This window comes from Antarcticibacterium flavum (assembly GCF_006159205.1).
GTDB lineage: Bacteria > Bacteroidota > Bacteroidia > Flavobacteriales > Flavobacteriaceae > Gillisia > Gillisia flava.
On record NZ_CP040812.1, the window covers coordinates 3,719,236 to 3,744,459 of the forward strand.

Consider the following 25,224-nt stretch of genomic DNA (forward strand, 5'->3'; position numbering starts at 1 on the left):
CAATAATAATTTAAAAATTCGTAATTTTCATTACACCAAAAATATTTCAGAATGGCTGAATTAATTAGGATCTACGAAGAAAACCCCAATCCAAAAGACATTAAAAAAGTGGTAGAAGTCCTTCGCAACGGGGGGCTTATAATTTACCCAACAGATACAGTGTATGGTTTGGGCTGTGACATCACAAACACTTCTGCATTGGAAAGGATCGCCCAGATCAAGGGAGTGAAACTCGATAAAGCAAATTTCTCCTTCATATGTGAGAATTTGAGCAATCTTTCAGATTATGTAAAGCAAATAGACACCCAGACCTTTAAGATCCTTAAGCGCACGCTGCCGGGGCCTTATACTTTCATCCTGCCGGGTAACAGTAATTTACCCAATGTCTTTAAAAAGAAGAAGACCGTGGGAATAAGGGTGCCTAATAACAATATTTGTAAGGCAATTGTAAGGGAACTTGGAAATCCAATTGTTTCCACCTCCATACGGGATGAGGATGAGGTGATCGAGTACACTACAGATCCTGAACTTATCCTGGAGAAATGGGATAAACTGGTAGATATAGTTGTAGACGGCGGGTATGGAGATAATATCCCTTCTACGGTAATAGATCTTACTACAAGCTCCCCTGAGGTGATAAGACAGGGAAAGGGGAGCATTGAGATCATGTAGATCCCCTGGAAAGCTGAATAAAAAGAAAAATTCTGCCTCGTGCAGATTTTTTTTTGGAGTGAAGCCTGGTATTTCCACGACAAGTGAGCGGGAGGGATCAGCCTGTAAAAAATTTGGTATAAAAAAAGCCCCGCGATTGCGGGGCTTAATTTGTGCAGAATAATCTACAATTATTTAGCGCTTTCCATTCCTTGCTCGATCAGGTCATAGAACTGGTCGATCTTTGGAAGAATAACGATTCTTGTTCTTCTGTTCTTGGCACGTCCTTCAGCATTAGCATTGCTTGCTACAGGGATGTAGTAGCTTCTTCCTGCTGCAGTCATTCTTTCTGGTGGAACACCAAAGTCATTTTGAAGTGTTCTTACTACAGAGGTAGCACGCTTCACACTTAGATCCCAGTTATCTTCGATAACAGCAGTTTTAATTGCCTGGTCATCTGTGTGTCCTTCAACCATAAACTCGATGTTTGGCCTGTTCTTTACTACAGTAGCAACTTTCCCAAGTACTTCTTTAGCACGGTTGGTTAAGTTCCAACGCCCACTTTCAAATAAAAGTTTATCTGAAATAGATACGTAAACAACTCCTTTTTCAACATTGATCTCGATGTCCTCATCGGCCATGTTACCAAGCACACCTTTAAGACTTGTAACCAAAGCAAGGGTTACAGAATCCTTCTTGGTGATAGCATCCTGCATACGCTGGATCTTCATGTCTTTTTCCTTGATGCTTTCTAAAGAACGCTCAAGGTTCTCAGCTTCTTTCTTAGACAATGTGGCAAGGTCACCTACATTGTTCAATAGAGCGGCATTTTGATTGTTTAGGGTATTGATTTGTTGACCCAGGCGGTCTTTTTCATCCAAACAAGAATTCAATTTAACTGTAGCAGTGTTAAGCTGATCTCTGGTTTCTCTGTGTTGGGCTTCCAGTTCGGCATATTTCTTTTGTGAAACACAAGAAGAAAGCAAAAGTGCCGCAGTAGCCGATAAAAGCATGATTTTCTTCATAATTGGTATTATTATAATTAATTGTTAGAACTTCTCAAAGTTATCAAATCTAGTGCCAATAACATAGTTTTTGGCCATAAACTTAAAAATGAGAAAATTTTTTTTCTCCCTTTAAAAAGTAACTGCAAACAACGGAATTTTTTGAAAAATATCGGGTGTTTTTTACAACTTTTTTTCGCTCCCGCAGCAGCAGCAGCAGCCGTTTGTAGAAATTTAAGTGCGCTTTGAAAACAGCTGTAAAATGGGCGGTTTTACCCTGGAAGAGGAACATCATTGCAGCCACTCCATCCAGGATCATTCTCACAAAAATTGTCCACACCAGCTGGTGGGAGGGTAAATTCTTAACCAAATTGTAAAGACTGTTCCTAAAGTTATAAAAAGTCTTGCGTGGGTGCATGGAATTTAAAGTGGCCCCACCCACATGATATACTATTGATGAAGAGGTGTATTTTATCTTATACCCTAAATTCTTCAGCCGCCAGCAAAGATCGATCTCTTCCTGGTGCGCAAAGTAATTCTCATCCAGGGCCCCGGCTTCATAATACCGATCTTTCCTAATTGCCAGACAGGCACCGCTGGCCCAAAAGATCTCAGTTTCATCATCATATTGACCTTCATCTTTTTCAAGCGTCGTAAAAATCCTTCCGCGGCAATAGGGATATCCAAACCTGTCAATAAATCCTCCCGCTGCCCCGGCATATTCAAAATACTCAGGTCTTTTATAATCCAGGATCTTGGGCTGTACCACAGCAACAGCAGGATCTTTTTGAAAGACCACTTTTATCCCCTCCAGCCAGTGTGGTGTCACCTGTACATCACTGTTTAGCAGGATGAAAATATCTTCAGGTACCTTAGCCAGGGCATCATTATATCCCTTTGCGTAGCCCCCGTTTATTTCATTCTGAATGATCTCCACTTCAGGAAAGTTTTCCTTGACGTATTTGACTGACGTATCTGTGGAGGCATTATCGGCAACATACACCCGTGCATCAGCTGAATATTTTACGACATCGGGAAGGAACCGCTTCAAAAGTTCAAGGCCATTCCAGTTTAAAATAACTACACCTATGGTCATCTATTTTAATTAAAAATTTGCAGCAGGCTAGAACTGCCAAATGTAAAGAGAATTATTTGATAAGACTTATGTGGCCTTCCCGGTATATGACGGAAGGTCCCGCAGGAAGATGTATTTTTCTTTTTCATAGTCCATCTGGCATATAAAATGATCGAGGCCGTTGGTGACCAAAAGATAATTTGCCCGTAACCGCATGTTATACCGTGCGATCTGGTCAAAGGTGGCCTGGGTGATGGGGACTTCCGGTGCCTTGCATTCCACTATTATATGTATTTCCCCCTCAGGGTTGAAAACAACCACATCATAACGCTTAAGCATTTTCCCAATTTTCAATTGTTTCTCCACATTGATGAGGCTAAGGGGATAAGATTTCTCCCTTTTTAAAAATTGTACCGTATGAAGCCTCACCCATTCTTCAGGAGTGAGGATTACAAACTTTTTCCTTATTTCATCAAAAGCTGCTATTTTATTTTCGCTATTTTTGAAGCGAAATGAATAATTGGGAAAATTCAATTGTTGCATGGGGTCAAAATTAGCAATTTTAGTTTGACCCGCTGCCGGGAATGAAAATATAACCCCTAATTCTACATTTTCCCGTTTATACCTGCCAATGGAAGAAGCACTGCAAATTGTTAAAACGATAAAACAAGGAGATATCAAACCCATTTATTTTTTAATGGGAGAGGAACCTTATTATATAGATAAAATAGCAGATTATCTTGAGGATAACCTGCTTGCTGAAGAAGAGAAGGGTTTTAACCAAATGGTCCTGTATGGGAGGGATACCAGCATTGATGAGATCATAAGCAATGCTAAAAGATATCCTATGATGGCGCCACGGCAGGTGGTTATCATCAAGGAGGCCCAGGATCTTTCCAGGACCATTGATAAACTGGAAAAATATGCTGAAAATCCCCAGGAAACCACAACCCTTGTGTTCTGTTATAAATATAAAAAGCTGGATAAGCGCAAAAAGGTCTATAAGCTCATTGCCAAAAAAGGGGTGATGTTTGAAGGGAAGAAGTTATATGAAAACCAGGTGCCAGACTGGATCCAGAAAACATTAAAATCCCGGAATTACCAAATAGCTCCCAAAGCGGCCCAAATGCTGGTGGAATTCCTGGGAATAGAACTTGGCAAGATCGATAATGAATTACAAAAGTTGCAACTCATAGTTCCTGAAGGATCCCTCATCACCCCCGAACTTATTGAGGAAAATATAGGGATCTCCAAAGATTTCAATAATTTTGAGCTCAGGAAAGCCCTGGGTGAAAGGGATGTAGTGAAGGCTCACCAAATCGTCAACTATTTTTCCCAGAACCCAAAGGATAATCCAATGGTGGTAACCGTCTCCCTGTTATATGGATATTTTTCCCAGATACTGCAATACCATGGGCTGGGGGATAAATCAAAGGCCAATGTTGCAAAAATACTGAAGGTAAACCCTTATTTCGTAAATGATTATGTAATTGCCGCGCGTAATTATCCAATGAAAAAAGCGAGTTATGCTGTTGGGTATTTACGGGAAGCCGATGTGAAGGGTAAAGGCGTTGGGGCCGCGAATGTTCCACAGGGAGATCTTTTAAAAGAACTTCTGGTAAAAATTATGGCTTAATGGTAAATATAGGCTCCTGGGTAAGTGCAGCCCGTTTAAGGACACTCCCTTTATCCATATCTGGTATCATAGTAGGGACTACTATAGCGGCACAGCAGGGTTATTTTAATATTGCGGTTTTTAGTCTGGCTCTGGGTACCACCCTTGGATTACAAATACTTTCAAATTTTGCCAATGATTATGGAGATGGGGTAAAGGGTACAGATAATGAAGACCGGGTTGGACCAGCCAGGGCCTTGCAAAGCGGACTAATAAGCCGCAGAGAAATGAAGCAGGGGATCGTTATTACTGCATTGGTCACTCTCATACTTGCTTTGTTACTTATCTACACAGCTTTTGGCGGTGAGAATTTTTTATATGCGATCATCTTCTTTTTATTAGGGCTTGGTGCTATAGCTGCAGCTATTAAATATACTGTTGGGAACAATGCGTATGGGTACAGAGGAATGGGGGATATTTTTGTCTTTCTTTTCTTTGGGCTTGTTGCGGTTTTTGGATCCTATTTTTTATATGCGATGCAGCTGGACTGGAAGGTGTTCCTGCCTGCAGCCGCGATTGGTTTTCTAAGTGCAGGGGTACTTAACCTTAATAATATGAGGGACAGGGCCAGTGATCAAAAGGCAGGAAAGAATACCCTGGTGGTTCTACTCGGGGAGGAAAATGCAAAGAATTATCATTACGCCCTTATTATTGCTGCGGTCTTGTTTATGGTAATATACTCTGTACTTACGGCCGCAGAGTGGAATGATATCTTATATGTAATAGCGTTTATTCCGCTTTTTTTACATTTGAAAAGAGTAGTGCAAAATGAAAACCCTATGTTGCTGGATCCTGAGCTAAAAATTCTTGCTCTCACGACTTTCTTACTTTCGGTTTTGTTTGCGGCAGGATTATTCTTCTAGCCTGTTGGCAAATATTATTAACAAACAATGAAAAGACATCTTACTTTATTATTTATCGCCATTTCTACAATAATTTATGCACAAGATTCTTTAGAATTAGAAGAAGTAAATTATGCCGGAAAAACAATCCAACTTAAAGAAAATTGCAAGAAAAATTCAGAGACAGAAGTTAGGTGTAACGGATCATCGACGCAATGGAGATATTTAGAAAATGAAATGGAGGGAATGGGTAAGATTATTACTGAACAACTTTTAAGTCAATACCAAAGTGATCCTAATTTTATAGACAAAACAGAAATAAAAATGAATTCCTTTGGTTCTGAATTAACAGGGTATAAATTTCAATTTTTAAGAGAAGATAAGAGTATTTATTTCATTGCTTTAACTGGAAAAGTAAAGGAAACTGCGATAATAATGTATTTTGGAGCAATGCACGATATAAAAGAAACTTCGGATTTAAATCAATTCCAAAGACAAATTCTTTCAGTCGAGTAAATTAAGACATTTGCCAACAGCAATTAAAAACCATGCTTGATTTGGTCTTGAATCGAAAGCCCGTGCTCCCTGGCAACGCCTTATTGCCTTACGGACCTTCACGCACGCCAGCTCGCACAGTTTTCATACGGGACGTTTTGTTTAACAAAAAAATATTATCTGTAGGACAAAAAGTTTCTGCTCAATGCTTAAATTTATAGCAAACCAAAAAAATTAAGACATGAAGATCACTTTCTACGGGCACAATACCTTCGGGATAAAAATTGGGGATATCAATCTTCTGGTAGACCCCTTTATCACCGGGAACGAAAACTCTAAAGACAAGATTGATATAAATGATCTAAAGGCAGATTACATCCTTCTTACCCACGCGCACCAGGACCACATCCTGGATGCGGAAGCCATAGCCAAAAATACTGGTGCGATTATAGTAAGCAACTTTGAGATAGCCACCCATTATGAAAACAAGGGATTTGAAGTGCATCCTATGAATCACGGCGGCAGCTGGGATTTTGATTTTGGAACGGTAAAATATGTCAATGCCATTCACACCAGTTCTTTTCCAGATGGAAGTTACGGAGGGCAACCCGGCGGATTTGTAATTGAGAGTGAGCATAAGAATATTTACATAGCAGGAGATACTGCGCTAACTATGGACATGAAATTGATCCCAATGAGGACCAATCTCGACCTGGCAATCCTTCCAATAGGAGATAATTTCACTATGGGCATTGAGGATGCCATTGTAGCCAGCGATTTCGTGGAATGCGATAAGATCATAGGCTGCCATTATGATACTTTTGGATATATTGAAATAGATCACGAAGAGGCCAAAAGAAAATTTTATGAAAAGGGAAAAGATCTTATGTTGCTGGAAATAGGAGAAAGTATTGAACTTTAAAATTTTTCCACTATTTTTCCCGTCACGAATGTGACAAAGCTTTTATTTAATGCAGGCAACATACCATAAGTATATATTAAATTTTAAACGCCCCAGCGGAACTTCGCGGGGCGTTCTTAATAATAAGGAGACCTGGTTCCTAATCCTGGAACAGGATGGCCGGCGCGGCATAGGCGAGTGCGGGATATTGCGCTCCCTTAGCATTGATGACAGGCCAGATTATGAGGATAAACTTCGCTGGGTTTGTGACAATATAGATTTAGGTGAAAATGTGCTGTGGGAGCAACTTCGGGAATTCCCCAGCATCCAATTTGGAGTCGAAATGGCCTTCAGGTCCCTGGAAGCCTCCAGTCCTTTTATTCTTTTCCCTTCAGCTTTTACTGAAGGGAGGGAAGCAATCCCTATCAACGGGCTTGTATGGATGGGAAAGAAGGAGTACATGAAGCAGCAAATCGAAGAAAAGATTTCAGCAGGATTTAGTTGTATTAAAATGAAAATTGGGGCTATAGATTTTCAAGCTGAATTGGAGCTGCTAAAATATATTCGTTCACAATTTACTGCTGAAGAGATCGAACTACGGGTAGATGCAAATGGCGCCTTCTCCCCGGCTGAAGCATTGGAGAAGCTAAAAAGATTAAGCCAATTTAACATCCACAGTATAGAGCAGCCCATAAAACAAGGCAACTGGGCTGTAATGGCAGATCTTTGCGAGAACACTCCCATTCCCATAGCCCTGGATGAGGAATTAATAGGAATTACAGATGTAACTAAAAAAGTCGAATTGCTACAAACTATAAGTCCGCAATACCTCATTTTTAAGCCCAGCCTCATTGGCGGAATTAGGGGAACCGGGGAATGGATAGATCTGGCTGCACAGGAAAAGATCGACTGGTGGGTAACCAGTGCCCTGGAAAGCAATGTGGGGTTAAATGCCATAAGCCAGTGGACCTTTACCACCGGTAACCAAATGCCGCAGGGCCTGGGAACCGGGGGATTGTATACCAATAATTTTGAAAGTCCGTTGCAGGTGAAACAAGGAAAAATAAGCTATGATCCAAAATCCTCCTGGGATTTTAATTTATAATTATCAATATGTATATACAACAAGCATTTAAATATCAATATGAATTTTGGCGGTACCTGGTAGGGATCTTTGTGGTGATCGCAGCTGTTTTTGCCGGTCAAATGCCCTTATTGGTCGCGGTTTTTCTAAAAGCAGGTTTCGACCTTGAAGGAATGGATGAGACCCAGGTCATGCAGGTCCTGGATTCAAACCTTTCCCTGTTTCTTATGCTGCTTACCTTTGCGGTAGCACTGGTAGGGCTTTTGTTTGCAGTAAAATTTATTCACAGCCAGCCTTTTACTGCTCTTACCACTGCAAGGAAAAAGATAGACTGGAGCAGGTTCTTCTTTGCATTTGGACTGGTTGCCGTCTTTTCAATTTCGGTTACTTTATTTGATTATTTCACGAACCCTGAAGATTATGTAGTCAATTTCCAGCCAACACCATTTTTTATTATGCTTGCCATAGCTGTGGTCATGGTGCCACTGCAAACCAGTTTTGAGGAATATTTTTTTCGGGGATATTTAATGCAGGGGCTTGGAACCCTGGTTCGCAACAGGTGGGTTCCACTTTTTATTACCTCGGTAATTTTCGGCGGGCTTCATTTTTTCAATCCTGAGGTTACCAAACTTGGTAATATTATAATGATCTACTACATAGGAACCGGATTCCTGCTGGGCATCATGACACTTATGGATGACGGGCTGGAGCTGGCCCTGGGATTTCATGCAGGAAATAACCTTATAACTGCCGTACTTGTTACGGCAGACTGGACTGCATTTCAAACCAATTCAGTCTTAAAAGATATTTCTGAGCCTTCTGCAGGCCTGGATGTTATAATCCCTGTTTTGGTGATATACCCTATTTTCCTCTTTATTATGGCGAGAAAATATAACTGGAAAAATTGGGGACAAAGGCTTTTCGGGAAAGTAGAAAAGCCCGAAGTGTTAAAACCTTCAGAATTAGGTTAAGGATTTTCGTACATTTTGTTAAATTTAGAAATTCATGCTAATAACCTTTGCTATACGAGGAAGAATATGAATGAAAAATTTGACGTCCCGGAGGTGCATCCCAACTTTAAGATCAATAAGATCCATTTTACTATCTCCGATCTCCGTAAGGTTGCTTATAATTATATAAAAGAAGGAGAGCCTTATGAAGGCCTTGTTGGAGATTTTATCCTTGACTGGGTAAAACCCTCACTTTACCTTGATGTGCAGACCTCTGGCTCTACAGGGAAGCCCAAGAAATTACGCATAAGAAAAGACCATATGATAAACTCTGCCCTGGCTACAGGGAAGTTCTTTGAACTGCCAGAGAAGTCGACGGTACTTTTGTGCCTTCCTGCAAATTATATTGCGGGGAAGATGATGATAGTACGGGCAATGGTCCTGGGCTGGGAACTTGATATGGTACCGCCATCTTCCAATCCCCTGGACCAGGTATTTAAAACCTACGATTTTTGTGCGATGACTCCTTTCCAACTGGATAACTCACTGGGGAGGTTGCATTTGATCAAAAAATTAATAGTTGGTGGCGGTGCAGTTTCTCCTCACTTACAAAACAAAGTGCAGGATCTAACTACAAAGGTCTATGAGACTTTTGGTATGACAGAGACCGTTTCACATATCGCAGCCAAAAGACTTAATCCAACAAATAAGAAAAATAAACCTATTCCTTTCAAGGTGTTGCCCGATATAGGTATTTCTACAGATGAGCGCGGCTGCCTGGTGGTTAAGGCTCCAAAGGTTGCAGAAGATATAGTGGTAACCAATGATGTAGTTGAGATCGTAACTTATAAGAAGTTCTTCTGGAAGGGCAGGATAGATAACGTCGTTAATTCGGGAGGGGTAAAATTGCATCCGGAGGAAATAGAATTAAAGCTGAATGAAACAATCGACAGGAGGTTCTTCGTGACGGGGTTACCAGATGATGCCCTGGGGGAGAAACTGGTGCTATTTGTGGAAGCCGATTTCTCTGAAGAATTGCTTGCCCAGCTTGAGGAGGATATTAAAAACTTAAAGAGTCTTGAAAAATTCGAAGTGCCGAAAAAAATCTACCTGGTCCAGAAGTTTGAAGAGACACCCAATGGTAAGATCCATAGGGAGAATACGGTGAAAAGCCGCAATAAATAACAATTTCCATCTAATGATAATAAGATTACTAGTTATATTCCTTTTACTGGGATTGCCTGTGCAGTCCCAAATTCTATCAGAAAGAGAAAGAGCCGAAAAAACGGACGAGATCCTTGCAGATAAATTTGAAAATCTCCTGCCACAACTTATGGACAGGGCGGGGATTGATATGTGGGTGATCATATCCCGGGAATATAATGAAGACCCGGTTTTACGAACAATGCTCCCTGGGACCTGGCTCAATGCTCGCCGCAGGACGATATTGGTCTTTCATCGCGACAGGGAAAGGGACACCCTTGAGAGGATTGCCGTAGCCCGTTATAATATTGGAAAAAACATCATCTCTGCCTGGGATCCTGAAGAAGAACCAGATCAATGGAAAGCTTTAATTGATATTATAGAAGAAAGAACCCCTGCAACTATAGGTCTTAATTATTCTAAAGATTTTGCGCTGGCAGATGGATTGGTGAAAACCGATCATGATGAATTCTTAGCGATGCTACCTGCAGCCTATAAGGATAAAATAGTCTCAGCAGAGGAACTTGCCGTTGGCTGGATCGAGACGCGCTCTCAAAAGGAAATGGAATTATATGAGTCCCTTGTGGCGCAAACTCATGCTATTATAGCCGAAGCCTTCAGCAACAAGGTTATTACCCCCGGCGTCACAACCAGTGAGGATGTGGTATGGTGGATGCGCCAAAAAGTTACAGAACTTGGCCTGGAAACCTGGTTTCACCCAACTGTGGATATTCAGAGAAAGGATGAGGCTCTTAAAGACCATATTGAAGCCTTTTCCGCAGGTTACGGGGAGACCGTCATCCAGCCGGGGGATCTGCTGCACTGCGATTTTGGAATAACTTATTTAAGGCTTAATACAGATTGCCAGCAACATGCCTATGTGCTTAAACCCGGTGAGCTCACTGCACCGGCATATTTAAGAGAGGCACTGGAAAAAGGTAACAGGCTACAGGATATACTCACAACTAATTTTCAAAAAGGAAGAACAGGAAATGAGATCCTGGCGGTATCTCTTACAGAAGCAAAAGATGAAGGATTAAGGCCTTCCATTTATACCCATCCTTTAGGCCTTTACGGGCATTCTGCAGGGCCAACGATTGGAATGTGGGACTCACAGGGAGGAGTGCCGGGAACCGGGGATTATCCTTTATATCCAAATACGGTTTATGCTATTGAACTTAATACGACTGTGGAAATCCCTGAATGGGAAAAGGATATTAGGATCATGCTTGAAGAAGCAGGATTTTATGGTGAGGATGGCTTTAAGTACGTGAATGGCAGGCAGCAGGAATTGTATTGTATTTCCTCAAAATAAACCAAAGAAAACTTCGCCCCGAATTTGGGGGGTAATGAAGCTTGAAAAACATCCCCTTTTTAATAGCCCATTTTCATAATGTAATCTGCTGAATGTTTTCCCGATCCATAGAAAATAAAGAACAGGGAAATGAACATCACAACTGTGGCCAGAATAAGGTTACCCACATTCATTTCTCCAACAAAATTGATTAGGATTGCCCCAATAAGTATTGGAAGCTGTGCAGCTATCGCCCAGCGGGTAAGCAATCCAAAAGCTATTAAAATTCCTCCCACAAGATGGGCAGAGGCCACGTAATGTACAGTAATCATTACCCCCGCATAGCCCTGGAGTGGAGTGATTAATTCTACTAGGGTTTGCGTTTGTGATATAAATCCAATGCCTTTTATGAAGAGAAATACACCCAGCGCGATCCTTAGAATGTCCAGTGCGTAATAAGTGTGCGCATTGGCCCACTTATTCAATGTTCTAATACTTGCCATAACTCAAAAATTAACAATTAATTTACTGATAATTAATGAATTAAGCAATAGTAAAGCGTGGAATTACAGGAATCTTCTTAAAGTGATGAAAGGTTGGAGTTAATATAGTATTTCCTGTCGTTGATACGAATATCATTAGGTTTTACACCGGCCGGCAATTGTTGCCAGGATGAGGTTGGAGTGATCCTTAGCTCTTTATTCTTTACGAATATATCGACAGGCATTTCAAAATTCTTTACATCGGCTTGCCAGCGGTAGGAGACCCTGTCTTCTACAATTCTAAATTGAAGTAGTGGCACGGCAGCATGACGAAGATACTGGTCAAATACCGGTTTTAGGTCAACAGTTATAGCCTTATTGAAAAATTCCTCGGTGATTTCTGTAGTTATGATCTGGTGCCTGTAAGTCGTCGTATAATCTCTCAGGGTTTTCCACCATAATTGATCATCATTATATATGCTCCTTATGGTATTGAGCAGGTTGGAACCTTTAAAATACATATCGCCCGACCCTTCAGAATTTACTCCATATTCCCCTATTATAGGCTTATCATTGGCAATTACACTTCTTATTCCCTTAATATATTCCAGGGCTTCTTCCTTTCCCCAGCGGCATTCAATATAGACAGCTTCAGAATAGGAGGTAAAGCCTTCATGGATCCACATATCGGCTATATCCCTGGCGGTAATGCTATTCCCAAACCACTCATGGCCGGTTTCGTGAATGATGATAAAATCCCATTTTAGTCCTATTCCTGTGCCTGAAAGGTCCCTGCCAAGATAGCCTTTCATATAATGGTTGCCATATGCTACCGCACTCTGGTGTTCCATGCCCAGGTAAGGGGTTTCTACAAGAGTGAAACCATCCTCGACAAAGGGATATTCCCCAAATTTTTCGTAGAAACAATCCATCATTGGCTTCACTTCCTCAAATTGTTTCTTCGCCTTTTCAAGGTTGTAAGGCAGGACGTAGTAATCCAGGTCGAGGTTCCGGTAATTATCTTTCTTCAAAGTATCAGAGAAATGGACATAATTGCCAATATTCAGGACAATGTTATAATTGTTGATAGGATTAATGACTTTCCAGCTCCAGCGGGTGTAACCATCTTCGAGCTCTTTTTGTGAAACCAGCCGGCCATTGGAAACATTCATCAAACCTGTAGGCACTTCCACTTCTGTAAGGACTTCCTGTGGCTCATCGCTTTGATGGTCTTTATTGGGATACCATAAACTGGCTCCTGTACCCTGCACTGCAACGGCTATCCAATGGTCCCCATTATTATCCTTTTCAAACACAAAACCCCCATCCCAGGGTGCGTTTTTCGCCACCAATGGATTTCCGGAATAAAATACGAGGATAGAATCCCTTTCTCCCTTTTGTACCGGCTGTTTCAGGTCAACAAAAACAGCATTGAATTTCCTGTTGTAGTCCAATTTCTCGTTACGGTGAATAATGGAATCGATCTTCATGTTTTCAAAAAGATCTATCTGCATTACCGGCAACTGTTTCCCGGCTTCGAATGTTATGGTATTGGAACCGGAGATGTAACGTTCCTCAGGCTCCACCCTTACCTTTAGATGATACTTCAGGACATCATAAGCCCTTTCAGCTCGTAAGGATCCTCGTAGAGTGTCGGCTTCAGTATATATTCTTCCTTCCTGGCTTAATACCTGTGCAAAATTTGGCAAGGCAAGAAAAGGAATAATAAGTAGGATCAATCTTTTCATAAAGGGGAAGAGTTTATATAAATCTTTGGGGAGGAATCTTTTTTATGGATATCCTGCATTTCTGAATGGAATTTTTCAAAACCCTCTTTATTTACACCATTGGCTTTATTGTATGAGTAGTGATATTTTAAGATCTCTATGTCATCTGAACTAAGGCTTCTTATATCACTACAATTGGAAAAGTAACTTTTACAATCAAAAAGTGAAGAGCTGCCAAACATTCCTAAAGATCTAAAGAACTGATATTTTAAATTTGCCAGTTGATAAATTGGTTTTGGAATAAGATCTGAGTCCACTTGAACAAAACCTTTGTCGAGTTTTTGTTTCTCATTCCAATATACATAGTAAGAGGATTTTTTTCCTTTCAATTTAGGTTCAAAATGTATTGTGTCCTTAGAATTGATATAATAGAGGAAAAAATTTGCTTCATCTATAGTTTTAACTTCCGTAATCTTCAATGAGTCTATTGCTGCTGAAAGGCCTTCAGCAAAATCTAATAAGGCCTCCTGATGTTTTTTAGGAATAGAGGGGGCAAGAAACATCTTAATCTCATCTTCCCACAATTTCAGGGTAAGGCCTTCCTTCCAATAAACGACGTCCTTATATTTCTCCAAAAAATGAAGATCCCTGAACTCATAGAAAAGTCGTCTGCTATTGGGAGTGTCGGGGAGTATAAAATCTGCCGGCACCTGGACCATAGTATCCCTATGTATGATCTTGAGATTCTGGTAATCTTCTTTAATTAGTTCCCTGCCCATATTTCTATAAGCTTCCAGGGAAATATAAGTGGATTCAATATTCTCAGACTTTTCCTGGGCATAGAGTGCCGGGAAGGAGAGGAAGAATAGTACGACAATTAACTTTTTCAAATGACTTAAGTTTGGATTACCCCCAGGTTAAAATCTTTGGTTATAGGGGAGTGATTGGCTGCCTCGATCCCGTGGGATATCCATTTGCGGGTGTCCAGTGGATCTATAATAGCATCTGTCCATAATCTGGCAGCGGCATAATAGGGGGAAGTTTGTGCATCGTACCTTGATTTGATCTTCTCAAAGACTTCTTTCTCCTTTTCAGCATCTACTTTTTCGCCTTTTTTCGCCATAGAGGCTGTTTCTATCTGGGCAAGGACTTTGGCTGCCTGGGTTCCTCCCATCACTGCAAGTTCAGCACTTGGCCAGGCTGCAATCAATCTTGGATCGTAAGCTTTTCCACACATAGCATAGTTCCCTGCGCCATAAGAATTTCCTATGATTATAGTAAATTTTGGCACTACCGAGTTGCTCACTGCACTTACCATCTTTGCGCCATCCTTGATAATTCCGCCGTGTTCACTTTTGCTCCCAACCATAAAGCCGGTAACATCCTGAAGGAACACCAACGGAATTTTTTTCTGGTTGCAATTGGCGATGAACCTGGTGGCTTTATCGGCCGAGTCTGAGTAGATCACCCCGCCAAACTGCATCTCACCTTTTTTGGTTTTCACGATCTTTCGCTGGTTGGCAACAATTCCAACTGCCCATCCATCTATACGGGCGTAGCCGGTAATAATTGTTTGCCCATATCCTTCCTTGTACTCCTCAAAATCCGATCCGTCTACTAGCCGTTTAATGATCTCTCGCATGTCATATTGGTCCGATCGTTTTTTTGGAAGCACACCATAAAGCTCCTTGGGATCTTCTTTCGGTTTAACAGGATCCTTTCGGTTATAACCTGCCTTATCAAAATCCCCTATCTTATCCATGATATTCTTAATGGTATCCAGAGCATCCTTGTCATCCTTTGCCTTGTAATCTGTCACTCCGCTAATTTCAGAATGGGTAGTCGCCCCGCCCAGGGTTTCATTATCGATAGATTCTCCAATGGCTGCCTTTACCAGATAACTTCCTGCGAGGAAGATACTTCCGGTCTTTTCCACTATTAAGGCTTCATCGCTCATTATAGGAAGATAGGCGCCCCCGGCAACACAGCTGCCCATCACGGCCGATATCTGTGTGATACCCATACTGCTCATTATCGCGTTATTGCGAAAGATCCTTCCAAAGTGTTCTTTATCGGGGAAGATCTCGTCCTGCATTGGGAGATAAACCCCCGCACTGTCTACAAGATAAATAATAGGAAGACGGTTCTCAATTGAGATCTCCTGTGCCCTTAAGTTCTTTTTAGCGGTAATGGGAAACCAGGCTCCTGCCTTTACAGTGGCATCATTGGCAACGACTATGCATTGTTTTCCTTTCACATGGCCTATTTTCACGACCACCCCGCCACTGGGGCAGCCACCATGTTCCTCATACATTCCTTCTCCTGCAAAAGCCCCAATTTCCAGGGCATTTTTAGGATCATCCAGTAAATAATCGATACGCTCCCGGGCGGTCATTTTCCCTTTGGAGTGATGTTTCTCTATTCGTTTTTCTCCTCCTCCAAGTTTTATCTTAGCCAATTTTTCTTTGAGGGTTACAAGTAAAAGTTTGTTATGATCTTCATTTTTATTGAAGTTGATATCCATATTTCAAATTTGTTAATAGTCTCCTGTAATAAATAAATTTCGAGCCCGTAAAATAAAATTAATTCTTCCGGGCATTTTGTATCTTGGCTAAAATACAAAAACAGGAGTATTTGCACTTGCTATAAAATCATTAAAATGTGCGATCTTTGTTAAGAAGAATTGCGCAAGGTATTGCAGCGGCTACTTTCAAGCTTAAAATGAAAGAAAATATATCGCAATGTACAATGCCTTTGCCTAAAAGAACAATTGTATGGGAATGAATAAAAACAGCATTTTTGCCTGGGCATCCTTTTGTACGATGCTTATAGGTATTGCTCTCATCCTTCTGGGGGTATTGAAATATATAGATTATGCTATTGGATTCTCTACTGTAGGCATTGGTTTCTTCGTAATGTCGTGGGCGTTTAATGCCTTAAAAGGCAGGGTATAGTCGTGACAGCAGAGCAGCAAATAAAGGCCCGGCTCATAAAACACCTGGAAGGAGGGGAGGCATTTATGCCTGTTCAGGAAATGCTGAAGTACATAACGTATGAGAGGGTTGGGGAACGACCAGGGAATTTGCCTTATTCCTTCTATGAATTGTTTTATCATATTTGGTATGCGCAAAAGGATATCCTGGAGTATTGTAAAGCTGAAGATTATGCAGCTCCCAAATGGCCAGAAGATTATTGGCCTCCCGTTTCAAAGCCAGATACTCAGGCAGAGTGGAAGGAGCTGCAGGAGGCTTTTTTTCAAACCCGGAAAGAGCTCATTTTCCATCTTGAAAGCAGTGAACTTTTGCAACCTGTTGGGAATGATACAGAGCATAACCTTTTGAGAGAGATTATGCTCGTAATAGAACATAATGCTTACCACATCGGGCAATTAATGATCCTATTAAGGGAATTGGGACTATATAAATAATTTGATCGAAGCAGCGCAGGATGCGCTAAATTTAAGATATTTGTTGAACAGGATATTGGTTGCAGGGAAACCTCCAACCTTTTAATTTTAAAAAAGTTACAGAAATGGCAGATGATAAGAAAGTGATCTTTTCCATGAGTGGGGTCACTAAAACCTATCCGGGTGCTAATACTCCGGTTATTAAGAATATTTATCTAAGCTTCTTTTACGGCGCAAAGATCGGGATTTTGGGGCTTAACGGTTCAGGTAAATCCACTCTCTTGCGCATTATTGCAGGCGAAGAGAAAAATTTCCAGGGAGACGTGGTATTCTCTCCGGGATATACCGTTGGTTACCTGGAGCAGGAACCAAAGCTGGATGATGAGAAGACGGTTCTGGAAGTTGTGAAAGAGGGGGCAGCAGAGACTGTTGCCATACTTGATGAGTACAACAAGATAAACGATATGTTTGGCCTTCCTGAAGTCTATGAGGATGCAGATAAGATGCAGAAGTTAATGGACAAGCAGGCTGAACTTCAGGATAAGATCGATGCCAGCAATGCCTGGGAACTCGACACTAAGCTTGAAATAGCGATGGATGCCCTTAGGACTCCGGAACCCGATAAAAAGATAGGTGTGCTTTCCGGTGGGGAAAGAAGAAGGGTGGCTTTATGCCGACTTCTCCTACAGGAACCCGATATACTTTTACTGGATGAACCTACCAACCACCTGGATGCAGAGAGTGTTCACTGGCTGGAACATCATTTAGCTGAATATAAAGGAACTGTTATCGCGGTTACTCACGACCGCTATTTCCTTGACAATGTTGCAGGCTGGATCCTGGAACTGGACAGGGGAGAGGGTATTCCATGGAAAGGAAACTATTCTTCCTGGCTGGACCAAAAATCAAAGCGACTTGCACAGGAACAAAAGCAGGCGAGCAAACGACAAAAGACCCTGGAAAGGGAGCTGGAATGGGCACGTATGTCTCCAAAGGGTCGTCAAACCAAGCAGAAAGCCCGTTTGAACAACTATGATAAGTTGATGAGCCAGGATCAAAAGCAAATGGATGAGAAGCTGGAGATCTATATCCCTAACGGGCCAAGGCTTGGTACAAACGTAATTGAGGCCAAAGGAGTAAGCAAGGCATTTGATGATAAACTATTGTATGAAGATTTGAACTTCACCCTCCCGCAGGCCGGGATTGTGGGGATTATTGGACCCAATGGTGCGGGTAAGACCACGATCTTTAAAATGATCATGGGAGAGATAGAACCAGATAAAGGAAGTTTTGAAGTTGGGGACACGGTGAAGATCGCCTATGTAGATCAGTCACATTCAAATATAGATCCCAACAGGACAATTTGGGAGAACTTCTGTGACGGGCAGGAGCTTGTAATGATGGGAGGAAGACAGGTGAACTCCCGGGCATACCTTAGCCGATTCAATTTTGGCGGCAGTGAACAAAATAAAAAGGTTTCAGCATTATCGGGTGGAGAAAGAAACAGGCTTCACCTAGCCATCACGCTAAAGGAAGAAGGAAACGTGTTGTTACTCGATGAGCCTTCCAACGACCTGGACGTGAATACGCTGCGTGCCCTTGAAGAAGGTTTGGAGAACTTTGCAGGCTGTGCGGTGGTTATTTCTCACGACAGGTGGTTTATGGACAGGGTTTGTACCCACATCCTCGCATTTGAAGGAAACTCACAGGTTTATTTCTTCGAAGGAAGTTTTTCTGAATATGAAGAAAACAAGAAGAAGCGCCTTGGCGGCGACCTTATGCCAAAGCGAATCAAATATAAGAAGCTGGTACGCTAAGGAATTTGCAGCTAATAAAGAGAGCCCCGGATTTCCCGGGGCTTTTTTGTGATGAGTATTGAGATATGAGTAGTGAGTATTGAGATTTTTGTTAAAAGATTCTGGAGGCTAGAGACTAGAGTCTGGACCTTTTTATTTAGTATTATGTAGAAAAAATTTTCATTTCCTCGAGATTAATTCAAGCTTAAGCACAGAGTCGCAGGAGTTGAAAAGGAGTTTCACGGAGTTAATCTGGAAATGAGTATTTATTAAAAAGAAAATCAAAAAATTATTTTTCCATGTCCGGACTTTCTACTCTCCACTCTCCTCTTTTCACTTTTTAACCTACAACCTACAACCTACAACCTACAACCTACAACGTGCAACCTACAACCTACAACCTACAACTTTTGCCAACTTACAACTAATAACAAGTCTAAAAGCGAAGCGGTCTAATATCTAATATCTAGCAGCGCCAGCGGTCTCCTTTCAATACCACCTCTTCTTATTTGACTTCGATCCACTCCCTTTTCTTCCTTTTTTATGCTTGCTACCTTGTTTTTTATGTACAGGTGGTTTGGCGTCTTTATCCTGAGGATAGGGGTTGTTCTCTTCCACAGGGATCTTTGATCCAATGAGTTTTTCTATGTTTTTTATGTAATCCCTTTCATCTGCACTGCAAAATGAAATGGAAGCTCCTACATTTCCCGCCCGCCCTGTACGGCCTATCCTGTGCACGTAAACTTCGGGAAGGTTGGGAATATCAAAGTTGAGAACAAAGTCCAGGAGATCGATATCAAGGCCTCTTGCAGCCACATCTGTAGCCACCAGGATGTTTACCTCTTTGTTTTTAAATTTGTTTAGTGCAGTGGTTCGATCACTCTGACTTTTATCCCCGTGTAGGGCCTCTGCTTTAAATCCGTTTTTAGAGAGGGAGTCGAAGGCTTTTTCAACCCCGAATTTTGTCCTTCTAAAGATCAAAACAGAGCTTTCCTTCACCACATTCCGCATTACAAACAGGAGAAGTTCGGTTTTGTCAGGCTTTGGTACCAGGTATAACTTTTGGTCTACTTCCGTGGCAGCAGAGGAATTCACGTCAACTTCAATTCGCTCCGGCTCCTGCAGCAGGTTCTTTGCAAGGTCCTGTACTTTTGGCGGGATGGTGGCAGAGAACATAAGGCGCTGCTCAATGTTTGGGGAGAGTCGTATGATCTTTTGTACTTCATCAATAAAGCCCATATCCAGCATAAGATCGGCCTCATCCAACACCAGGATCTCGATTTTTTCCAGGTCTACATACCCCTGTTTCCTAAGGTCCAAAAGCCGTCCCGGGGTTGCCACAAGGATATGAACACCATCTTTTAGTAGATTTATTTGCGGCTGCATGGAAGCACCACCAAAAACTACCCCGCTTTTAATATCTGTAAACTTCGCATAGCTGCGAATATTTTCTTCTATCTGGACAGCAAGTTCCCGGGTAGGACTAAGTATAAGGATTAACGGATGTTTTACTTTAGGGTCTTTAGAGACCTGCTTGTACAGCAACTGCAGTAAAGGGATCGCAAACGCACCTGTTTTTCCCGTCCCCGTCTGTGCCGATGCCAGGACATCATTCCTCCTGAGCACCTCGGGGATCACTTTTTCCTGAACAGGAGTAGGAGTGTGGTGTCCAAGTTCGGCTATTCCCTGTTGTATTGCTGTGGATAAAGGTAAGTCTTCGAAGGTCATGTTTTTTTGTTGTATAGTGTATAAAGTATAGTGTATAATGTCTTTTTTAGCAGGTTTTGATTAGCCTACATTTTCTAAATTTGAAGTTTCCCTTATTTATTTTTATGGGGTATTTCCTATAAACAATTTACCGTATACAATATACAACCTTCAAATTACAGTATACAGTATGCAACCCTCAAAGTAAGATCAATTAATATAAAGTACCTGCGAGGTCTTCCGGCCATTTGGTGCAACCGTAACTATAAAAAGGCTGCCGCTTTCTGTATCCTCAATATCCTTATATTTTTCTTCTTCGAGGAGATAGTTCACAAATTTTGGATTTGTGTTGCTGTGCCCTACTACCAGAACGGTTTTACCGGGAGTGTTTTTTTGAAAATCCTCGTCATTTAATTTTGAGGCGTCATAAATGGTCACTTCCTTTTGCTGTGAACCGGCTACCGCCTCTGCGGTTGCCCTGGTACGTTTATAATTTGAGGAATATATCAGGTCGAAATCGACTTCTTTGAATACCTCTGCCCATTTTTTAGCCCTTACCACGCCTTCTTCTGCAAGTTCAGGATCCCGGTTATCTGGATCGCTGGTATCTTTTTCTGCATGCCTTATAAAATAATAGGTGGTTAATCCAAGGTCATCTGCCTGCTCCATTACTTGCTTATCCTTATTTGATCCTGAATTACAAGCTATGATAAATGGTAAAAAAAGTAAAAGATATTTTCGCATAGATTTAATTTTTTATATTCAGTTCCATAAGAATGAGCTGATTGATCTGTCGCCCCAGGGAATTGAAATTGTTATCACTTATCAATAAAAGGGTCCTGTTCCCATTAGGAAGAATGGGGCCAAAGGTCATCCCTTCAATATTATCAATTATATTTTCCTTAAGTTCTTTTCGTACCGATTTAAAATCGAAGATAAGGGTTTTTTTGGCTGCGGTGTATTCTTGTTTTCGAAGGTTTAAGATCTCAAGAGTATTTGATGCCTGCCTGGCATCCACATCAAAGATCCTTACCGTATTGCCCTGGCTTCCATGTCCTGCAGAAAAGGCCCTTTCCAATACCAGGAATCTATTGGGAGCATATTCAATAAGTTCGGTTAGACCGTTCACTGCAAAATATAACCAGGGGATCTTTGTTATTCCCTCCAACTGCATTACAAATTGCCTGGTAGCTTCGCCCGCTTCATTGAAATGTGTGATCCTTACAGGGCTTTTGGTAGGGAACAGTTTTGGCTTTGAACCGTCTTTTACCAGCGGAAGTTCCATCCCCGCCCAGTAACCACCTCTTCCACTTGCTGTAAGGCCTTCAAATACTCCGTTATTTCTGGGTTTTTGTTCTCCTGAAGCAAGGAAATATTCTGGGAGGTTGTATTTTCTTATGAACTCTCCTGTAGGAGATACATGAAAAATTGCCGGGTCGTGCCCTTTTAAAATGGAGCCTTCACTGGTTAGCACAATTTCGTTCCTGTTTTTGTCATACCTTATTGCTTCCAGGTCCAGGGTGTTGTTGCTGAAGAATTCGTGGTCCTTCTGAAGTTCAATTACTTCTGTAAACAAAACAGTATCTATTCCAGAATGATTTACTGGGATTTTAACCCGGTAAAAACGAGGATTTCCGGGGTGGTCACAAACCAGGTAATAATCTCCCTGGTGAAAATCGATCCCGGAAAGGCCACCTACTATTGTACCGCCAACTTCAAGATCTTCAGGAATAATATAATCATTTAGAAATGTCAATTCCAGGTTGTTGGTGTTCAACTGTTTACTTGTTCCGCAAGAGGTGAGAACCAGAAGCAGGAAAAGAGTAAAGAGGTAATTTTTCATTAAAAATCCTTAGAAGTTAATCATTTAGAAGGCCGGCATCCCGGGGGGTTGCAAAAATAACAAATCGTTAAGACAAATATGTGAAATTCTTGAGACAAACGCAGATGCTCAAATAGTATCTTTAATTATTATTAATTACTAAAAACCAATAGTTATGAATGATGATCAATTAGAAGGAAAATGGAAACAGGTTAAAGGTAAATTCAAGCAAAACTATGCGAATGTTACCGATGATGATACCACGTACTCTGAAGGTAAATTTGACGAAATGTTAGGTAGACTGCAGGAGAAAACTGGAAAATCCAAGGAAGATCTAAAAAGAGAGATTGATAGACTTTAATCTCGATAAGGAATAAAAAAGAGGCTGTCCCAAAAAGGCAGCCTCTTTTGTTTTTAAAAAAAGTTCATTTATTCCACATCAACAGTTTCCTGGTTCCTGAACACCAGGTTGTCATCAAATTCATCCAGCAGTATAATGCTATCTGTTGTCACCTTGCCAGAAAGTATTTCCTTGGATAGCTTATTGAGAACTTCCCGTTGCACAACCCGTTTTACCGGCCTTGCACCAAATTGAGGATCAAAGCCACGGGCAGCGAGGAATTTGATAGCCTCCTCTGTAGCATCAAGAACAATTCCCTGCTTTGATAGCATTTGCTTCACATTCCTTAGCTGCAGGTCCACAATTTTACGAATATCGTTTTTGGACAATGGCGTGAACATCACAATATCGTCTATCCTGTTTATGAACTCTGGGCGCACACTTTGTTTAAGCAGGCCTAAAACTTCATTCTTGGCACTTTCCATGGCTGTATCAATATCTTTTACAGCCTCAAATTTTTCCTGGATGATGTGCGATCCCATGTTTGAGGTCATTATAATAATTGTGTTCTTAAAATCTGCAAGTCTGCCTTTATTATCGGTAAGTCGGCCCTCATCAAGAACTTGCAGCAGGATATTGAAAGTATCGGGTTGAGCTTTCTCAATCTCATCCAGCAGTACAACTGAATAAGGTTTTCTTCGCACAGCCTCTGTCAACTGCCCCCCTTCATCATATCCAACATATCCCGGAGGCGCACCAACCAGCCTGCTCACAGCATGTCTTTCCTGGTATTCACTCATATCTATTCTGGTCATTGCAGCTTCATCGTCAAAAAGATATTCTGCCAAAGCCTTGGCCAGCTCTGTTTTACCTACCCCTGTAGTTCCCAGGAAGAGGAAAGTTCCTATAGGTCTTTTCTGGTCCTGTAGGCCGGCCCTGCTTCTTCTTACGGCGTCACTTACAGCCTGTATAGCTTCTTCCTGTCCCACGACCCGCTTATGTAGTTCATCTTCAAGGCGTAGTAACTTCTCTCTTTCGCTTTGCAGCATTTTTGTCACCGGTACCCCGGTCCATTTTGCAACAACTTCGGCTATATCTTCATAGGTTACTTCTTCCTTAATGAGAGTATGGCTGTCCTGGTTCTCATCCAGTTCCTTCTGTAACTTTTCAAGGCGCTCCTGGCTTTCCTTGATCTTTCCGTAGCGAATTTCAGCAACCTTACCATAATCTCCTTCCCGTTCAGCTCTTTCAGCTTCCAGTTTGAATTGCTCGATATCAGATTTTGCCGTCTGTATATTATCGACAACTTCCTTCTCATTTTTCCAGCGGGCGTTAAGTTCATTGCGCTCTTCTTTAAGATTTGCCAGGTCTGCCCGAAGCATTTTCAGCTTATTCTCATCATTTTCCCTTTTGATGGCCTCTATCTCGATCTCCAGCTGGGTGATCTTCCTGTCCAGCACATCCAGCTCTTCTGGTTTGGAATTTATTTCCATTCGCAGCTTGGAGGCCGACTCGTCCATAAGGTCAATGGCTTTATCTGGAAGAAACCTGTTCGTGATATATCTTTGGGAAAGCTCCACAGCAGCGATGATCGCCTCATCCTTAATACGTACCTTATGATGGGTCTCATATTTTTCTTTTATACCCCTTAAAATGGAAATAGCACTTTCTGTATCTGGTTCATCTACTACTACCTTTTGGAACCTACGCTCCAGGGCTTTGTCCTTTTCAAAGTATTTTTGATATTCATCCAGGGTAGTGGCTCCAATTGCACGCAATTCTCCTCTTGCCAAAGCAGGTTTCAGGATGTTTGCGGCATCCATAGCCCCCTGTCCACCACCGGCACCAACCAGGGTATGGATCTCATCAATAAAAAGGACAATATTCCCCTCGCTGGAGGTTACCTCCTTAACGACAGCTTTCAGCCTCTCCTCAAACTCACCTTTATATTTGGCACCTGCAATTAATGCACCCATATCCAGGGAGTATATTTGCTTGTCTTTTAGATTCTCGGGTATGTCGCCTGCTATGATCCTGTGGGCAAGGCCTTCAGCAATTGCAGTTTTACCCACTCCGGGTTCTCCTACAAGCATAGGGTTATTTTTTGTCCTTCTGGAAAGTATTTGTAATACCCGTCGTATTTCCTCATCCCTCCCAATTACAGGATCGAGTTTCCCTTCCTCTGCCATTTGGTTGAGGTTCTTGGCGTATTTGTTCAGGGAATTATATGTTTCCTCTGCACTTTGCGAGGTTACCCGGTCTCCTTTTCTTAATTCCTCAATGGCCGCTTTTAAGCTTTTTTCAGTAGCCCCCTGGTCTTTCAGGATCTGGGCCACCTTACTGGAGGATTTGAAAATTGCCAGGATAAGGTGTTCTACAGAGACATATTCATCGTTCATCTTCTTGGCAACGCTCCCTGCCTCATTTACAGTCTTTGATCCCTCACGTGAGAGCATAATATCCCCACCACTAACCTTAGGAAAACTTTGAAGTGTATTGTCCAGAATCTGGTTGAAAAGATTGACATTGATATTAAGTTTCTTAAGAATGAACGGTGTAACATTTTCGTCTACCATTGTAATGGCTTTGAAAATATGTTCATTCTCTATTTGCTGGTGGCCTAATTCCTGTGCAAGCTGCTGGGCTTGCTGGATGGCTTCCTGTGATTTTATAGTAAAGTTGTTAAAGTTCATAGGTCATTTAATTTTTAAGGAAGATAACAATTCATATACCAGCAGGGGGTACAGGACAAAATGACCGATTAATCTAT

At 41.6% G+C, this 25,224-nt stretch carries 24 protein-coding genes; 13 read left to right on the plus strand and 11 right to left on the minus strand.

Annotated features, from left to right (window positions below; genetic code table 11):
• The first annotated feature begins 51 nt into the window (after nucleotides 1–51).
• The gene (locus FHG64_RS16355; RefSeq protein ID WP_139067396.1) at nucleotides 52–672 is read left to right on the plus strand and encodes an L-threonylcarbamoyladenylate synthase; all 621 of its coding nucleotides are present in this window, start codon (nucleotides 52–54) and stop codon (nucleotides 670–672) included.
• 170 nt (nucleotides 673–842) lie between these two features.
• On the opposite strand, the gene FHG64_RS16360 is transcribed toward FHG64_RS16355, so the two are convergent.
• The 3 genes from FHG64_RS16360 to FHG64_RS16370 all read right to left on the minus strand — a co-directional run bounded on the left by FHG64_RS16360 (nucleotide 843) and on the right by FHG64_RS16370 (nucleotide 3,273).
• Nucleotides 843–1,676, minus strand: a complete 834-nt coding sequence (locus FHG64_RS16360) for an OmpA/MotB family protein (protein WP_139067397.1) — start codon at nucleotides 1,674–1,676, stop codon at nucleotides 843–845.
• 82 nt (nucleotides 1,677–1,758) lie between these two features.
• Complete coding sequence (locus FHG64_RS16365; RefSeq protein WP_139067398.1) at nucleotides 1,759–2,751, minus strand: glycosyltransferase family 2 protein; 993 nt, start codon at nucleotides 2,749–2,751, stop codon at nucleotides 1,759–1,761.
• A 66-nt stretch (nucleotides 2,752–2,817) separates the two neighbouring features.
• Complete coding sequence (locus FHG64_RS16370; RefSeq protein WP_139067399.1) at nucleotides 2,818–3,273, minus strand: type I restriction enzyme HsdR N-terminal domain-containing protein; 456 nt, start codon at nucleotides 3,271–3,273, stop codon at nucleotides 2,818–2,820.
• 88 nt (nucleotides 3,274–3,361) lie between these two features.
• Here FHG64_RS16370 and holA point away from each other — a divergent pair, with 88 nt between their 5' ends.
• The 8 genes from holA to FHG64_RS16410 all read left to right on the plus strand — a co-directional run bounded on the left by holA (nucleotide 3,362) and on the right by FHG64_RS16410 (nucleotide 11,195).
• Complete coding sequence (gene holA, locus FHG64_RS16375) at nucleotides 3,362–4,366, plus strand: DNA polymerase III subunit delta (RefSeq protein WP_139067400.1); 1,005 nt, start codon at nucleotides 3,362–3,364, stop codon at nucleotides 4,364–4,366.
• Nucleotides 4,366–5,268: a 1,4-dihydroxy-2-naphthoate octaprenyltransferase gene (gene menA / locus FHG64_RS16380; RefSeq protein ID WP_174760407.1), complete on the plus strand. Its 903-nt coding sequence runs from the start codon at nucleotides 4,366–4,368 to the stop codon at nucleotides 5,266–5,268. The genes holA and menA overlap by 1 nt, the downstream gene beginning before the upstream one ends.
• A gap of 27 nt (nucleotides 5,269–5,295) precedes the next feature.
• On the plus strand, nucleotides 5,296–5,763 hold the full coding sequence (locus tag FHG64_RS16385; protein WP_139067401.1) for a hypothetical protein: 468 nt from the start codon (nucleotides 5,296–5,298) through the stop codon (nucleotides 5,761–5,763).
• Nucleotides 5,764–5,983: 220 nt separating this feature from the next.
• Nucleotides 5,984–6,664, plus strand: coding sequence for a metal-dependent hydrolase (locus FHG64_RS16390; protein ID WP_139067402.1), 681 nt, complete (start codon nucleotides 5,984–5,986; stop codon nucleotides 6,662–6,664).
• Between the two features lie 49 nt (nucleotides 6,665–6,713).
• Nucleotides 6,714–7,748 carry an o-succinylbenzoate synthase gene (locus FHG64_RS16395; protein ID WP_139067403.1) on the plus strand — a complete coding sequence of 345 codons (1,035 nt, stop codon included), beginning with the start codon at nucleotides 6,714–6,716 and terminating at the stop codon, nucleotides 7,746–7,748.
• Between the two features lie 8 nt (nucleotides 7,749–7,756).
• Complete coding sequence (locus FHG64_RS16400; protein WP_139067404.1) at nucleotides 7,757–8,698, plus strand: CPBP family intramembrane glutamic endopeptidase; 942 nt, start codon at nucleotides 7,757–7,759, stop codon at nucleotides 8,696–8,698.
• A 66-nt stretch (nucleotides 8,699–8,764) separates the two neighbouring features.
• Entirely contained in the window at nucleotides 8,765–9,862 is a 1,098-nt protein-coding gene (locus tag FHG64_RS16405; RefSeq protein ID WP_139067405.1) for an AMP-binding protein, read from the plus strand.
• A 13-nt stretch (nucleotides 9,863–9,875) separates the two neighbouring features.
• On the plus strand, nucleotides 9,876–11,195 hold the full coding sequence (locus tag FHG64_RS16410; RefSeq protein ID WP_139067406.1) for a M24 family metallopeptidase: 1,320 nt from the start codon (nucleotides 9,876–9,878) through the stop codon (nucleotides 11,193–11,195).
• Nucleotides 11,196–11,254: 59 nt separating this feature from the next.
• Here FHG64_RS16410 and FHG64_RS16415 read toward each other — a convergent pair whose 3' ends face one another.
• From FHG64_RS16415 to FHG64_RS16430, 4 genes are all read right to left on the minus strand, one after another.
• On the minus strand, nucleotides 11,255–11,677 hold the full coding sequence (locus FHG64_RS16415; RefSeq protein ID WP_139067407.1) for a DoxX family protein: 423 nt from the start codon (nucleotides 11,675–11,677) through the stop codon (nucleotides 11,255–11,257).
• 77 nt (nucleotides 11,678–11,754) lie between these two features.
• A complete protein-coding gene (locus FHG64_RS16420) occupies nucleotides 11,755–13,404 on the minus strand; it encodes a M1 family metallopeptidase (RefSeq protein WP_139067408.1) in 1,650 nt (549 codons plus the stop codon).
• The gene (locus FHG64_RS16425; RefSeq protein WP_139067409.1) at nucleotides 13,401–14,273 is read right to left on the minus strand and encodes a hypothetical protein; all 873 of its coding nucleotides are present in this window, start codon (nucleotides 14,271–14,273) and stop codon (nucleotides 13,401–13,403) included. Before FHG64_RS16425 ends, FHG64_RS16420 begins: the two co-directional genes overlap by 4 nt.
• A 5-nt stretch (nucleotides 14,274–14,278) precedes the next feature.
• The gene (locus FHG64_RS16430) at nucleotides 14,279–15,907 is read right to left on the minus strand and encodes an acyl-CoA carboxylase subunit beta (RefSeq protein WP_139067410.1); all 1,629 of its coding nucleotides are present in this window, start codon (nucleotides 15,905–15,907) and stop codon (nucleotides 14,279–14,281) included.
• Nucleotides 15,908–16,157: 250 nt separating this feature from the next.
• On the opposite strand from FHG64_RS16430, the gene FHG64_RS16435 reads away from it, so the two are divergent.
• The 3 genes from FHG64_RS16435 to ettA all read left to right on the plus strand — a co-directional run bounded on the left by FHG64_RS16435 (nucleotide 16,158) and on the right by ettA (nucleotide 18,606).
• On the plus strand, nucleotides 16,158–16,337 hold the full coding sequence (locus FHG64_RS16435; RefSeq protein WP_139067411.1) for a CAL67264 family membrane protein: 180 nt from the start codon (nucleotides 16,158–16,160) through the stop codon (nucleotides 16,335–16,337).
• Nucleotides 16,338–16,339: 2 nt separating this feature from the next.
• A complete protein-coding gene (locus FHG64_RS16440; protein ID WP_246054158.1) occupies nucleotides 16,340–16,810 on the plus strand; it encodes a DinB family protein in 471 nt (156 codons plus the stop codon).
• A gap of 104 nt (nucleotides 16,811–16,914) precedes the next feature.
• The gene (ettA, locus tag FHG64_RS16445) at nucleotides 16,915–18,606 is read left to right on the plus strand and encodes an energy-dependent translational throttle protein EttA (protein WP_139067413.1); all 1,692 of its coding nucleotides are present in this window, start codon (nucleotides 16,915–16,917) and stop codon (nucleotides 18,604–18,606) included.
• A 468-nt stretch (nucleotides 18,607–19,074) separates the two neighbouring features.
• Here the strand turns inward: ettA and FHG64_RS16455 are convergent, their stop codons facing one another.
• The 3 genes from FHG64_RS16455 to FHG64_RS16465 form a co-directional block, all read right to left on the minus strand.
• Complete coding sequence (locus FHG64_RS16455) at nucleotides 19,075–20,313, minus strand: DEAD/DEAH box helicase (RefSeq protein WP_139067414.1); 1,239 nt, start codon at nucleotides 20,311–20,313, stop codon at nucleotides 19,075–19,077.
• 189 nt (nucleotides 20,314–20,502) lie between these two features.
• The gene (locus FHG64_RS16460) at nucleotides 20,503–21,036 is read right to left on the minus strand and encodes a SixA phosphatase family protein (protein WP_139067415.1); all 534 of its coding nucleotides are present in this window, start codon (nucleotides 21,034–21,036) and stop codon (nucleotides 20,503–20,505) included.
• A 4-nt stretch (nucleotides 21,037–21,040) separates the two neighbouring features.
• Entirely contained in the window at nucleotides 21,041–22,135 is a 1,095-nt protein-coding gene (locus FHG64_RS16465; protein WP_139067416.1) for an esterase-like activity of phytase family protein, read from the minus strand.
• Between the two features lie 154 nt (nucleotides 22,136–22,289).
• Here FHG64_RS16465 and FHG64_RS16470 point away from each other — a divergent pair, with 154 nt between their 5' ends.
• The gene (locus tag FHG64_RS16470; protein WP_139067417.1) at nucleotides 22,290–22,475 is read left to right on the plus strand and encodes a CsbD family protein; all 186 of its coding nucleotides are present in this window, start codon (nucleotides 22,290–22,292) and stop codon (nucleotides 22,473–22,475) included.
• Nucleotides 22,476–22,543: 68 nt separating this feature from the next.
• Here the strand turns inward: FHG64_RS16470 and clpB are convergent, their stop codons facing one another.
• Nucleotides 22,544–25,147, minus strand: coding sequence for an ATP-dependent chaperone ClpB (gene clpB / locus FHG64_RS16475; RefSeq protein WP_139067418.1), 2,604 nt, complete (start codon nucleotides 25,145–25,147; stop codon nucleotides 22,544–22,546).
• Between the last annotated feature and the right edge of the window lie 77 nt (nucleotides 25,148–25,224).

Bases quoted from the DNA above. Each gene is read 5' to 3' on its own strand.
- FHG64_RS16355 (WP_139067396.1), top strand. From the start codon at position 52: ATGGCTGAATTAATTAGGATCTACGAAGAAAACCCCAATCCAAAAGAC.
- FHG64_RS16360 (WP_139067397.1), bottom strand. From the start codon at position 1,676: ATGAAGAAAATCATGCTTTTATCGGCTACTGCGGCACTTTTGCTTTCT.
- FHG64_RS16365 (WP_139067398.1), bottom strand. From the start codon at position 2,751: ATGACCATAGGTGTAGTTATTTTAAACTGGAATGGCCTTGAACTTTTG.
- FHG64_RS16370 (WP_139067399.1), bottom strand. From the start codon at position 3,273: ATGCAACAATTGAATTTTCCCAATTATTCATTTCGCTTCAAAAATAGC.
- holA (WP_139067400.1), top strand. From the start codon at position 3,362: ATGGAAGAAGCACTGCAAATTGTTAAAACGATAAAACAAGGAGATATC.
- menA (WP_174760407.1), top strand. From the start codon at position 4,366: ATGGTAAATATAGGCTCCTGGGTAAGTGCAGCCCGTTTAAGGACACTC.
- FHG64_RS16385 (WP_139067401.1), top strand. From the start codon at position 5,296: ATGAAAAGACATCTTACTTTATTATTTATCGCCATTTCTACAATAATT.
- FHG64_RS16390 (WP_139067402.1), top strand. From the start codon at position 5,984: ATGAAGATCACTTTCTACGGGCACAATACCTTCGGGATAAAAATTGGG.
- FHG64_RS16395 (WP_139067403.1), top strand. From the start codon at position 6,714: ATGCAGGCAACATACCATAAGTATATATTAAATTTTAAACGCCCCAGC.
- FHG64_RS16400 (WP_139067404.1), top strand. From the start codon at position 7,757: ATGTATATACAACAAGCATTTAAATATCAATATGAATTTTGGCGGTAC.
- FHG64_RS16405 (WP_139067405.1), top strand. From the start codon at position 8,765: ATGAATGAAAAATTTGACGTCCCGGAGGTGCATCCCAACTTTAAGATC.
- FHG64_RS16410 (WP_139067406.1), top strand. From the start codon at position 9,876: ATGATAATAAGATTACTAGTTATATTCCTTTTACTGGGATTGCCTGTG.
- FHG64_RS16415 (WP_139067407.1), bottom strand. From the start codon at position 11,677: ATGGCAAGTATTAGAACATTGAATAAGTGGGCCAATGCGCACACTTAT.
- FHG64_RS16420 (WP_139067408.1), bottom strand. From the start codon at position 13,404: ATGAAAAGATTGATCCTACTTATTATTCCTTTTCTTGCCTTGCCAAAT.
- FHG64_RS16430 (WP_139067410.1), bottom strand. From the start codon at position 15,907: ATGGATATCAACTTCAATAAAAATGAAGATCATAACAAACTTTTACTT.
- FHG64_RS16435 (WP_139067411.1), top strand. From the start codon at position 16,158: ATGGGAATGAATAAAAACAGCATTTTTGCCTGGGCATCCTTTTGTACG.
- ettA (WP_139067413.1), top strand. From the start codon at position 16,915: ATGGCAGATGATAAGAAAGTGATCTTTTCCATGAGTGGGGTCACTAAA.
- FHG64_RS16455 (WP_139067414.1), bottom strand. From the start codon at position 20,313: ATGACCTTCGAAGACTTACCTTTATCCACAGCAATACAACAGGGAATA.
- FHG64_RS16460 (WP_139067415.1), bottom strand. From the start codon at position 21,036: ATGCGAAAATATCTTTTACTTTTTTTACCATTTATCATAGCTTGTAAT.
- FHG64_RS16465 (WP_139067416.1), bottom strand. From the start codon at position 22,135: ATGAAAAATTACCTCTTTACTCTTTTCCTGCTTCTGGTTCTCACCTCT.
- FHG64_RS16470 (WP_139067417.1), top strand. From the start codon at position 22,290: ATGAATGATGATCAATTAGAAGGAAAATGGAAACAGGTTAAAGGTAAA.
- clpB (WP_139067418.1), bottom strand. From the start codon at position 25,147: ATGAACTTTAACAACTTTACTATAAAATCACAGGAAGCCATCCAGCAA.